General features: G+C 41.4%; 9 protein-coding genes. All 9 read left to right on the top strand.

Translation table 11 applies throughout. The annotated features are described in order from the left end of the window. The first annotated feature begins 76 nt into the window (after positions 1 to 76). The 9 genes from yqiS (at position 77) to scpA (ending at position 12454) form a co-directional block, all read left to right on the top strand. Positions 77 to 988, top strand: a complete 912-nt coding sequence (gene yqiS, locus OK414_RS23185; protein ID WP_034648961.1) for a phosphate butyryltransferase — start codon at positions 77 to 79, stop codon at positions 986 to 988. 12 nt (positions 989 to 1000) lie between these two features. Further along, positions 1001 to 2104: a branched-chain amino acid dehydrogenase gene (bcd, locus tag OK414_RS23180; protein ID WP_034648962.1), complete on the top strand. Its 1104-nt coding sequence runs from the start codon at positions 1001 to 1003 to the stop codon at positions 2102 to 2104. Positions 2105 to 2200: 96 nt separating this feature from the next. Continuing rightward, positions 2201 to 3280 (top strand): butyrate kinase, encoded by a 1080-nt coding sequence (buk, locus tag OK414_RS23175; protein ID WP_370511583.1) that lies wholly within the window; start codon positions 2201 to 2203, stop codon positions 3278 to 3280. A gap of 28 nt (positions 3281 to 3308) precedes the next feature. Then, complete coding sequence (gene lpdA, locus OK414_RS23170; protein ID WP_263045080.1) at positions 3309 to 4730, top strand: dihydrolipoyl dehydrogenase; 1422 nt, start codon at positions 3309 to 3311, stop codon at positions 4728 to 4730. A gap of 20 nt (positions 4731 to 4750) precedes the next feature. Next, positions 4751 to 5743 carry a thiamine pyrophosphate-dependent dehydrogenase E1 component subunit alpha gene (locus tag OK414_RS23165; protein WP_013084976.1) on the top strand — a complete coding sequence of 331 codons (993 nt, stop codon included), beginning with the start codon at positions 4751 to 4753 and terminating at the stop codon, positions 5741 to 5743. Positions 5744 to 5755: 12 nt separating this feature from the next. Next, positions 5756 to 6739 (top strand): alpha-ketoacid dehydrogenase subunit beta, encoded by a 984-nt coding sequence (locus OK414_RS23160; RefSeq protein WP_263045079.1) that lies wholly within the window; start codon positions 5756 to 5758, stop codon positions 6737 to 6739. Positions 6740 to 6754: 15 nt separating this feature from the next. Continuing rightward, entirely contained in the window at positions 6755 to 8014 is a 1260-nt protein-coding gene (locus OK414_RS23155) for a dihydrolipoamide acetyltransferase family protein (RefSeq protein ID WP_034648965.1), read from the top strand. A 260-nt stretch (positions 8015 to 8274) separates the two neighbouring features. Then, the gene (locus OK414_RS23150) at positions 8275 to 10311 is read left to right on the top strand and encodes a methylmalonyl-CoA mutase family protein (protein WP_216874255.1); all 2037 of its coding nucleotides are present in this window, start codon (positions 8275 to 8277) and stop codon (positions 10309 to 10311) included. Next, positions 10304 to 12454, top strand: a complete 2151-nt coding sequence (gene scpA, locus OK414_RS23145) for a methylmalonyl-CoA mutase (protein ID WP_034648971.1) — start codon at positions 10304 to 10306, stop codon at positions 12452 to 12454. The genes OK414_RS23150 and scpA overlap by 8 nt, the downstream gene beginning before the upstream one ends. Positions 12455 to 12459 lie beyond the last annotated feature (5 nt).

Below are 12459 nucleotides of genomic sequence, written 5' to 3'. Positions count from 1 at the left end.
GTGACTGCATAAACGCGCAGTATGCTCTTTAAAACGGAGCAAAAGAAAGAATGAAAAAGGAGAGGTCGAACATTCCATGACTCTTGCTACCATCTTATCTCGGGTTGCTAAGCAGTCTTCTTTGACTGTTGCCATTGCTGCAGCTGAAGACTTAGAAACAATTGAGGCAGTGTATGAAGCTGTGTCAAGGGAAGTTTCTGAATTTATTTTGTTTGGCAACGAAACGACAATTAATGAATTATTCAGGCAGTACCGCCCATCCTTACTCACTCATAAGGCTGTGATGGTCGTACATACGGAGTCCGTTTTAGAAGCGGCTCAATTGGCTGTGCGTTCAGTTCAGCAAGGTCAAGCTCATATCGTAATGAAAGGGAATTTATCCACATCGCTTATTTTAAAAGCTGTGTTAAATAAAGAGCATGGTTTGCGTACGGGAAATGTTTTATCACATGTAGCTGTATTTGACGTTCCTCACTATGATCGTCCGATTCTTGTAACAGATGCAGCTATGAATATTACGCCGTCTCTGGAAGAGAAAGTTCAAATCATTCAAAATGCGGTGAACGTTGCCCACTCGATTGGGATCGAGATGCCAAAGGTAGCTCCTATTGCAGCGGTTGAAGTTGTGAACCCTTTGATGCCTGCAACAGTAGAGGCTGCACTTCTTACACAGATGAACCGCAGAGGACAAATTAAAGGCTGCGTTATTGATGGACCTTTAGCACTTGACAATGCCATTAACATAGAAGCAGCCAAGCAAAAAGGCATTCAAAGTGAAGTTGCCGGTCAAGCAGATATATTACTCGTTCCAGCAATTGAAACAGGGAACGTCTTATATAAATCCCTCATTTATTTTGCTAAAGCAAAAGTTGGAGCTATTCTAGCAGGAGCAAAAGCTCCGGTCGTCTTAACATCCAGAGCAGATTCATCAGAAAGTAAATTATACTCACTGGCGCTTGCTATCAGCGTCGCTCAACAGAATTCTTAGGAGGCACTAACAATGAAAATTTTTGACTATATGGAAACATACGATTACGAGCAGTTATTATTTTGCCAAGATAAAGATTCAGGCTTAAAAGCCATTATTGCCATTCACGATACAACAATTGGACCAGCTCTAGGCGGTACGAGAATGTGGACATATGAATCAGAAGAGGCTGCAATTGAAGACGCGCTTCGTCTATCACGCGGAATGACTTATAAAAATGCAGCAGCAGGCTTGAATTTAGGAGGAGGGAAAACGGTTATTATCGGAGATCCTCGCAAAGACAAAAATGAAGCGATGTTCCGTGCATTTGGTCGCTTTATTCAAGGGTTAAATGGTCGATATATTACAGCAGAAGATGTGGGCACAACGGTAGAGGATATGGATATTGTATATGAGGAAACGGATTATGTAACGGGTGTATCTCCTGCTTTTGGTTCATCAGGCAATCCATCACCAGTCACAGCCTACGGCGTATACCGAGGAATTAAAGCAGCAGCAAAAGAAGCATTTGGAACAGATATGCTTGAAGGAAAAGTAGTAGCTGTCCAAGGCGTAGGAAACGTAGCATATAATTTATGCCGCCACCTTCACGAAGAAGGAGCGAAACTTATTGTAACGGATATTAATAAAGAAGCTGTTCAGCGTGCGGTAGAAGAATTTGATGCGCAAGCAGTAGACCCGAATGATATTTATGGTGTAGAATGTGATATCTATGCTCCTTGTGCACTCGGAGCAACGATTAACGATGAAACGATCCCTCAAATAAAAGCAAAAGTTATTGCCGGGGCAGCTAATAATCAATTGAAAGAAACGCGTCATGGTGATTTAATTCATGAATTAGGCATTGTATATGCACCGGACTATGTTATTAACGCAGGAGGCGTTATTAACGTAGCCGATGAGCTAGTTGGATATAACCGTGAGCGTGCGCTGAAAAAAGTTGAAGGTATTTATGATAATATTGAAAAGGTAGTTGAAATCTCAAAGCGAGATGGCATTCCAACCTATCTAGCAGCAGATCGCTTAGCTGAAGAAAGAATTGAAAAGCTGCGTCGTTCACGCAGTCAATTTTTACAAAATGGACAGCATATTTTAAGTAGACGTCATACGCGCTAATGTTTGAGCTGAAGGCTAGGCAAAAGGAATAAATGAAATCCTTTCGACCTAGCCTTCGTTTATGAGAATGATAAGGTAGGAGGACATGTGTTGGATATGCACGAATATCGAATGCTGATAATAAATCCGGGTTCAACGTCTACAAAAATTGGCGTGTTTCACAACGATAAACCAATTTTTGATCGAACAATCCGCTACGATTCACAGCAAATGAATCAGTTTGAGACGATATATGCACAGTATGAGTTCCGTAAAAACTCGATTTTAGAGGCACTTGATGAAGAAGGGATTAATTTATCTAAATTAAGTGCAGTATGTGGAAGAGGAGGGCTTTTACGCCCGATTGAAGGCGGCACATATGAAGTAAATCAAGCCATGCTCAAAGATTTAAAAGACGGTTATGCCGGCCATCATGCTTCAAATTTAGGCGGGATTTTAGCTTTTGAGATTGCGTCTGGATTAAATATACCAGCGTACATTGTTGATCCAGTGGTGGTAGATGAGCTAAGTGACATCGCTCGTATCTCAGGAACTCCTTTTATGGAAAGGAAAAGCATCTTTCACGCGCTGAATCAAAAATCGGTTGCTCGAAAAGTGGCTAAAGAAATGAATAGCACATATGAACAAATGAACGTTATTGTTACCCATATGGGTGGAGGCATTACAGTCGGAGTTCATCAACGCGGAAAAGTAATTGATGTGAACAATGGCCTGCACGGTGACGGTCCTTTTAGTCCAGAGCGCGCTGGTGGTGTACCGGTTGGTGAATTAGTTCGTCTTTGCTTTTCAGGTCAGTATTACCGCGAGGAGATTATGAAAATGCTTGTAGGAAAAGGCGGGCTTGTCGGTTATTTGGGCACATCTGACGTGCAGAAAGTCGAAGCGCTAGTGAAAAATGGAAACGAAAAAGCTAAGCTTATCTATGAAGCAATGGCTTATCAAATTTCGAAGGAAATTGGAGCTGCCAGTACGGTATTGCATGGAAAAGTAGATGCCATTATTTTAACAGGAGGCATTGCTTATTCAAAAGCGTTTGTTGAGCTGATTATTAATCATGTAAAGTGGATTGCAGATGTCATTGTTTATCCTGGAGAAAATGAGCTTCAAGCGTTAGCTGAAGGGGCTCTCCGAGTGCTTACAGGTGAAGAAGAAGTGAAGGAATATAAAGGCGCTTAATAGCGTTTGCAGAAAGGTGTGAAGCAGTGTGGCAAAAGAATATGATTTGGTCATTCTCGGCGGTGGAACCGGAGGGTACGTAGCAGCTATTCGTGCCTCTCAGTTAGGTCTATCGGTAGCGGTTGTAGAAAAAAATAAGTTAGGCGGCACATGCCTGCACGCAGGGTGTATCCCAAGCAAAGCTTTACTAAGAAGTGCAGAAGTCTACCAAACGGCTAAGAAAAGCAGTGAATTTGGCGTAGAAACGTCCAATGTACTATTGAACTATGCACGTGTACAAGAACGAAAGTCAGAAATTGTTTCACAGTTACATAATGGTGTTAAACAGCTAATGAAAAAAGGTAAAATTGACGTATATGAAGGAATTGGACGTATTTTAGGACCTTCTATTTTTTCTCCTATGCCAGGAACTATCTCCGTCGAATTAAAAAGCGGTGAAGAAAACGAAATGCTTATTCCAAAGAATGTAATTGTCGCAACCGGGTCTCGTCCTAGAACATTACCTGGTCTAACGATTGACGGAGAGAAAGTAATCACTTCAGATGAAGCATTAAAGATGGAAACACTTCCTGCTTCTATTATTATTGTGGGAGGCGGCGTCATTGGAATTGAATGGGCGTCAATGCTCACAGATTTTGATGTTGATGTAACGGTTGTGGAATACAGCGATCGAATTTTACCAACAGAAGATCAAGATATCTCCCGTGAAATGACGAAGCTTTTAAAAGCAAAAGGAGTTAACATTATTACTTCTGCTATAGTAATGGCTGATACACTGTCTATTGATGGTCAGGTGAAAATTTCAGCTCAAGTAGGAGACGATATGCAAGAATATGAAGCAGAAAAGCTGCTTGTATCTGTAGGGCGTCAAGCGAATGTCGAAGGAATTGGTCTCGAGAATACCGATATTGTAGTAGAAAACGGTGTGATTGCCACAAATGATTTTTATCAAACGAAAGAATCTCATATCTACGCAATTGGAGATGTGATTGGCGGACTGCAGCTTGCACATGTAGCTTCTCACGAAGGAATTGTAGCTGTGGAGCATTTACATGGTGAAAAGCCTTTGAAGATTGATTACACAACAATCTCTAAATGCGTATACAGCAGCCCGGAGGCAGCAAGTGTAGGATTAACAGAACAAGAAGCAAAACAGCAAGGGTTTCAGCTGAAGGTTGGAAAGTTTCCGTTTAAGGCCGTTGGAAAAGCTCTTGTATATGGAGAGGCAGAGGGATTTGTTAAAATTATTGCTGATGCCGACACAAATGATGTCCTTGGTGTGCATATGATTGGACCTCACGTGACGGATATGATCTCTGAAGCAGGTCTTGCAAAGGTATTGGATGCTACACCATGGGAAATTGCTCATACCATTCATCCTCACCCTAGCCTTTCAGAAGCGATGGGAGAAGCTTCATTAGCTGTAGATGGAAAAGCGATTCATTTTTGATGATTAAAGGAGGTTTAAACATGACAAAAAACCGTCATGAATCATTAGGATTAACTGATGAACAAGTACTTGAAATGTACCGCACTATGCTGCTTGCACGAAAAATTGATGAGCGTATGTGGCTATTAAATCGTGCAGGGAAGGTGCCTTTTGTTATTTCATGTCAAGGTCAGGAAGCCGCTCAAGTTGGCGCAGCTTTTGCCTTAAATAGAGAGAATGATTACATATTACCTTATTACCGCGATTTGGGTGTTGTGCTAGCATTTGGAATGACTGCGCGCGATTTAATGCTTTCTGGGTTTGCTAAAGCAGAAGATCCAAACTCAGGAGGTCGTCAAATGCCAGGTCACTTTGGCCATAAGGAAAAGCGAATTGTAACAGGATCTTCTCCAGTTACAACACAGGTGCCTCATGCTGTAGGAATCGCTTTAGCAGGACGATTGGAGAAAAAAGACTTAGTAACGTTTGTGACGTTTGGAGAAGGATCTTCTAACCAAGGAGATTTCCACGAAGGCGCGAACTTTGCAGGTGTTCATAAGCTTCCTGTTATCTTTATGTGTGAAAATAACAAGTATGCGATTTCTGTTCCGGTTGAAAAGCAGCTAGGATGCGCAAAAGTATCTGATCGTGCAATTGGGTATGGTATGCCAGGCTACACAATTGATGGAAACGATGTCCTTGAAGTATACCGAGTGGTAAAAGAAGCAAGAGATCGTGCATCCAGAGGAGAAGGGCCTACTCTTATTGAAACTGTTTCAGAGCGTTTGACTGCCCATTCAAGTGATGACGATGATCGTGCATATCGCGGAGCAGAAGAATTGTCTGAAGCTAAAAAGAGCGATCCGCTGGCGTATTTTGCGACTTATTTAAAAGAGGTTAACGTGTTAACCGATGAACGAGAAAAACAAATGCTTGATGATATTATGAACATCGTTAATGATGCAACAGATTATGCTGAAAACGCTCCTTATGCAGAAGCGGAATCGGCTTTAAAATACGTGTACGGTGAGTAAGGAGGAGAACATATGCCCGTTATTTCATATATTGATGCAGTAACAATGGCCATTCGTGAAGAAATGGAAAGAGATTCCCGCGTGTTTGTATTAGGAGAAGACGTAGGGAAAAAAGGCGGCGTATTTAAAGCGACCAACGGACTATACGAACAGTTCGGGGAAGAAAGAGTCATTGACACACCTCTTGCAGAGTCTGCTATTGCAGGCGTAGGAATCGGAGCGGCAATGTACGGCATGCGTCCGATTGCTGAAATGCAATTTGCTGATTTTATTATGCCTGCAGTCAATCAAATTGTGTCAGAAGCAGCGAAAATTCGCTATCGTTCTAATAATGATTGGAGTTGTCCAATTACAATTCGAGCTCCTTACGGCGGCGGAGTTCACGGTGCTCTTTATCATTCTCAATCTGTTGAAGCCCTATTTGCCAATACGCCAGGGTTAAAGATTGTGATGCCTTCTACGCCTTATGACGTAAAGGGATTATTAAAAGCAGCTATTCGTGATGATGATCCAGTTCTTTTCTTTGAGCATAAGCGTGCGTACCGTTTGATTAAAGGAGAAGTCCCTGAAGATGATTATATACTTCCGATTAGCAAAGCAGATGTAAAGAGAGAAGGAGACGACATCACGGTTATTACATATGGTCTTTGTGTACACTTTGCTCTTCAAGCTGCTGAAAAACTGGAAGCAGACGGTATTTCAGCACACATCTTAGATTTAAGAACGGTCTATCCGCTTGATAAAGAAGCTATTATTGAAGCAGCATCTAAAACAGGTAAAGTACTGCTTTTAACGGAAGACAACAAAGAAGGCAGCATCATGAGCGAAGTAGCAGCTATTATTGCTGAACACTGCTTATTCGATTTAGATGCGCCAATTCAGCGCCTTGCTGGCCCTGATGTTCCAGCTATGCCGTATGCACCAACAATGGAAAAATATTTTATGGTGAATCCCGATAAAGTAGAAAAAGCAATGAGAGAATTAGCTCAATTTTAAAAGGAGTTGTATCAATTGGCTATTGAAAAAATTACGATGCCGCAGCTCGGTGAAAGTGTAACAGAAGGTACAATTAGCAAATGGCTCGTTTCTGTTGGAGATCACGTAAATAAGTACGACCCGTTAGCTGAAGTCATGACGGATAAAGTAAATGCTGAAGTGCCTTCTTCTTTTAGTGGAACAATTAAAGAGTTAATTGCAGGTGAAGATGATACTTTGCCTGTAGGAGAAGTGATTTGTTTAATTGAAGTAGAAGGAACTGTACCTCAAAAAGAACAGAAAACATCTGATAAGACTGTAGAAGAATCAGCGTCAAAAACAGCGGACAGTCAATCCAATAAAAGTCGATACTCTCCAGCTGTTATGCGTCTATCACAAGAGCATAATATTAATTTAGATACCGTGACAGGAACAGGGGCGGGCGGCCGCATTACGAGAAAAGATATTTTAGCTGTTATTGAAAAAGGCGGAGCTGCTGAAGTGAAAGAAACACCTCCATCAACAGTTCAGCCAGAAGCACCTGTAGCAGCAGCTGCTCCAAAAACGCAGCAGCCCGCGCCGGTTGTGTCTGCAGCAGGAGATCAAGAAATCCCTGTTACAGGCGTGCGTAAAGCTATTGCAGCAAATATGCTTCGCAGCAAGCACGAAATTCCGCATGCATGGACAATGGTTGAAGTTGATGTAACGAACTTAGTTTCTTATCGTGATGCATTAAAGACGGAGTTCAAACAAAAAGAAGGTTTTAACTTAACGTATTTTGCGTTCTTCGTAAAAGCAGTGGCTCAAGCTTTAAAAGAATTCCCTCAAATGAATTCAATGTGGGCAGGAGACCGTATTGTTCAGAAAAAGGACATTAATGTATCCATTGCTGTTGCAACAGACGATGCTTTATTTGTGCCGGTTATTAAACAAGCCGATGAAAAGACAATCAAAGGTATTGCGCGTGAAATTACAGAGCTCGCGCAAAAAGTTCGTACGGGTTCATTGAAGTCTGAAGACATGCAGGGCGGAACGTTTACTGTTAACAACACAGGATCATTTGGTTCCGTTCAATCAATGGGGATTATTAATTACCCGCAAGCGGCTATTTTACAAGTAGAATCTATTGTAAAACGTCCGGTTATTATTGATAACATGATTGCTGTTCGAGATATGGTTAACTTATGTTTATCACTTGATCACCGCGTGTTAGACGGCTTGGTGTGCGGCAGATTCTTGGCAAGAGTTAAAGAGATTTTAGAATCTACTTCTAAAGAGAATACGTCCGTCTATTAAAACAGAGGCTGGCACAAAAATATTTTAGCTGAAGGAAGATCCGAACGATGAATTGAGATTCTTGAAAGAGAATCCAACTCGTTCGGATTTTTTTATGGTGATGGTAAACGTAGGTTAATTATGTCTCGGCCTCTTTTTATTTTGAAGCAATGATTGAACAATTTGTAAAAGATGTATTAAAATAAAAGAAGAATCATCAAACTTCAAAGTGTAATCATCTCGGTTTAGCAGGCAGCTATTAACTGTAAAGGGGCATGGAAATGAAAACAAATACATTATCATTTCATGAATTTACACGTACACCTAAAGAAGATTGGGCACAGGAAGTTAGCAAAAATACCGCGATCTCTTCAAAAGAAACGTTGGAAAATATCTTTTTGAAACCGCTTTATTTCGAAAGTGATACGGCACATTTAGACTACTTACAGCAGAGTCCGGCGGGAATAGATTGTTTAAGAGGAGCCGGTAAAGAATCATACATACTAGGGGAATGGGAAATCACCCAAAAAATCGACTTACCTTCTATTAAAGAAAGCAATAAACTTCTTTTACACAGTTTGAGAAATGGACAAAATACGGCCGCTTTTACATGCAGTGAAGCAATGAGGCAAGGGAAAGACGTTGATGAAGCAACTGAAGCTGAAGTAGCCTCAGGCACTACAATTTCTACTTTAGAGGATGTTGCTCATTTGTTTCAGCATGTAGCTCTTGAAGCGGTGCCTTTATTTTTAAATACGGGATGTACATCCGTTCCGCTTCTTTCGTTTCTAAAAGCATACTGTGTTGATCATAACTTTAATATGAGACAGCTAAAAGGAACGGTTGGAATGGATCCGCTCGGCACCCTTGCTGAATATGGAAGAGTTCCACTTTCTACTCGAGATTTATACGATCATTTAGCTTACGCAACGCGTTTGGCTCACAGTAATGTTCCAGAGCTCAAAACGATCATTGTATCAAGCATTCCTTACCATAACAGCGGTGCAAACGCTGTTCAAGAACTAGCTTACATGCTTGCTACAGGTGTGCAGTATATTGATGAATGCATAAAACGCGGTTTGTCCTTACATCAAGTTTTACCTCATATGACCTTTTCTTTTTCAGTTAGCTCACATTTATTTATGGAAATATCAAAACTTCGTGCTTTTCGCATGCTTTGGGCAAATGTGGTTCGTGCTTTTGATGACACGGCCGTTTCAGTGCCGTTTATCCATACAGAAACGTCACATCTTACACAGTCTAAAGAAGACATGTATACAAATGCATTAAGGAACACGGTTCAAGCATTTGCTTCTATTGTAGGAGGAGCGGATAGTCTGCATATTGAGCCATATGATTCTGTCACGTCTTCATCTTCTCAGTTCGCTCATCGCCTTGCCCGTAACACTCACTTAATTTTGCAGCACGAAACACATATATCAAAAGTAACGGATCCTGCCGGAGGCTCTTGGTACGTTGAAGCCTACACACATGAATTAATGACAAAAGCTTGGGAGTTATTTGGCAACATTGAAGACCACGGCGGAATGGAAGAAGCTTTAAAACAAGGGCGAATTCAAGATGAAGTTGAACAAATGAAAGTAAAAAGACAAGAGAATATAGAGTGCCGAATTGAGCGCTTGATCGGAGTCACACACTATGCTTCTAAGCAACAGGATGTATCTCAAGAGATACAAAGCACGCCGTTTAGAAAAGAAGAAATAAAAATGGATAAATACAGTGATCAGAACGCTTCGGAATTTTCATCAAATCTTTCCCTAGAGGATTATACAAAGCTAGCATCTAAAGGGGTAACAGCAGGGTGGATGCTAAAACAAATGGCGAAGCAGACACAGCCTGACAGTGTTGTGCCGCTCACTAAGTGGAGAGCAGCAGAGAAGTTTGAAAAAATACGGGTTTATACAAAGGGAATGAGCATTGGCATTATGGAGCTCACCGATCCTAACAGCCGTAAAAAAGCTGAGATTGCCCGATCTTTATTTGAAAGTGCAGGCTTTGCGTGTGAAACAATTAAAAACATAGATTCCTATGTCGAGATAGCAGATTGGATGAATGAACAAAAGCACGAAGCATATGTGATCTGTGGAAGTGATGAACTCGTGGAAAAGCTCTTAACAAAAGCGATGACTTATTTTGAGGAAGATTCCGTTTATGTGTACGTAGTAGGGGAAGAACATGTATCACGCAAAACGCAGTGGCAGCAAAAAGGTGTAATGAGCGTCATACATCCTAAGACGAATGTTATTCAATGCGTTAAGAAGTTATTATGTGCTTTGGAGGTAGAAGTTCATGTATAAAAAGCCTTCTTTTTCTAATATTCCATTATCATTTTCAAAGCAGCAAAGGGAAGATGACGTGACTCAAAGTTCATTCACTGCTTTTCAAACAAATGAACAAATTGAATTAAAATCAGTATATACAAAAAAAGACAGAGATAGCCTCGATTTTATTCACTTTGCACCTGGTGTCCCACCGTTTGTGAGAGGACCGTATGCAACGATGTATGTGAATCGGCCTTGGACTATTAGGCAGTATGCAGGGTACTCAACGGCGGAGGAAAGCAATGCCTTTTACCGCCGAAACCTAGCTGCTGGACAGAAAGGGCTGTCTGTTGCTTTTGATCTTGCTACCCACCGCGGCTACGACTCTGATCATCCAAGAGTTGTTGGAGATGTAGGGAAAGCAGGTGTGGCAATTGATTCAATGATAGATATGAAGCAGCTGTTTGAAGGGATTCCGCTTGATCAAATGTCCGTGTCGATGACAATGAACGGGGCGGTGCTTCCTATTTTAGCTTTCTACATCGTAACAGCTGAAGAACAAGGCGTAAAAAAAGAAAAGCTGGCTGGAACGATTCAAAATGATATTTTAAAAGAATATATGGTGCGCAATACGTATATTTATCCTCCTGAGATGTCAATGCGAATCATTGCGGATATTTTTAAATATACAGCGGAGTACATGCCGAAATTTAACAGTATCAGTATATCAGGCTATCATATGCAAGAAGCAGGTGCTCCAGCAGACTTAGAGCTTGCTTATACGCTTGCAGATGGACTTGAATATGTACGAACCGGCTTGAAAGCGGGAATTACAATTGACGCATTTGCTCCGAGGCTGTCCTTTTTCTGGGCAATTGGAATGAACTATTTTATGGAAGTAGCGAAAATGAGAGCAGGGAGGCTGCTATGGGCAAAACTAATGAAGCAGTTTGAACCGAATAATCCTAAATCTTTAGCTCTTAGAACGCATTCTCAAACGTCCGGCTGGAGCTTAACGGAGCAGGATCCATTTAATAATGTTATTAGAACATGCGTCGAAGCTTTGGCTGCAGTATCAGGACATACGCAGTCGCTTCATACAAACGCACTGGATGAAGCGATTGCTCTTCCAACTGATTTTTCAGCTAGAATTGCCCGAAATACGCAGCTTTATTTACAAAATGAAACGGAGATTTGTTCCGTTATTGATCCTTGGGGAGGCTCTTATTATGTGGAATCATTAACGAATGAATTAATGATAAAAGCGTGGAAGCACCTTGAGGAAATAGAGAAGCTCGGCGGAATGACAAAAGCAATAGAAGCAGGCGTACCTAAAATGAAGATAGAAGAAGCCGCTGCGCGCAGACAAGCAAGAATAGACTCGCAGGCAGAAATTATTGTAGGTGTGAATCAGTTTCAGCCGGAGCAAGAAGAACCGCTTGATATTCTTGATATTGATAACACAGCAGTTCGAATGAAGCAGCTGGAAAAGTTAAAGAAAATACGCAGTGAACGTGACGAACAAGCGGTAATCGAAGCGCTTAATCGACTTACCAATTGTGCCAAAACAGGTGAAGGGAATCTCCTTGCTTTTGCGGTTGAAGCTGCGAGAGCTAGAGCTACACTAGGTGAAATTTCAGAAGCTATTGAGAAAGTGGCTGGAAGACACCAGGCTACTTCTAAGTCAGTCAGCGGGGTATACAGTGCGGAGTTTGTGCATCGAGATCAAATCGAAGAAGTTCGAAAGCTCACGGCTGAATTTTTAGAGGAAGAAGGAAGACGCCCAAGAATTTTAGTCGCAAAAATGGGGCAAGACGGTCACGACAGAGGATCGAAAGTTATTTCAACAGCCTTTGCTGACCTTGGATTTGATGTTGATATCGGTCCTTTATTTCAAACGCCTCAAGAAACAGCAAGGCAAGCTGTAGAAAACGACGTACATGTGATTGGCATAAGCTCTTTGGCAGCCGGGCATAAAACGTTACTGCCGCAGCTTGTTGATGAGTTAAAGAAATTAGAGCGCGACGATATCGTTGTTATTGTCGGAGGTGTTATTCCTAAACAAGACTACTCATTTCTTTTAGAACACGGCGCTTCTGCAATCTTTGGACCTGGAACAGTAATCCCAAAAGCGGCCGTTTCTGTTTTATATGAAATAAAGAAACGGTTAGAAGAATAGTTGGT

The organism is Priestia sp. JV24 (genome assembly GCF_025910025.1).
Taxonomy (GTDB): Bacteria; Bacillota; Bacilli; order Bacillales; family Bacillaceae_H; genus Priestia; species Priestia megaterium.
This window is presented reverse-complemented; position numbering and strand designations above follow the sequence as displayed.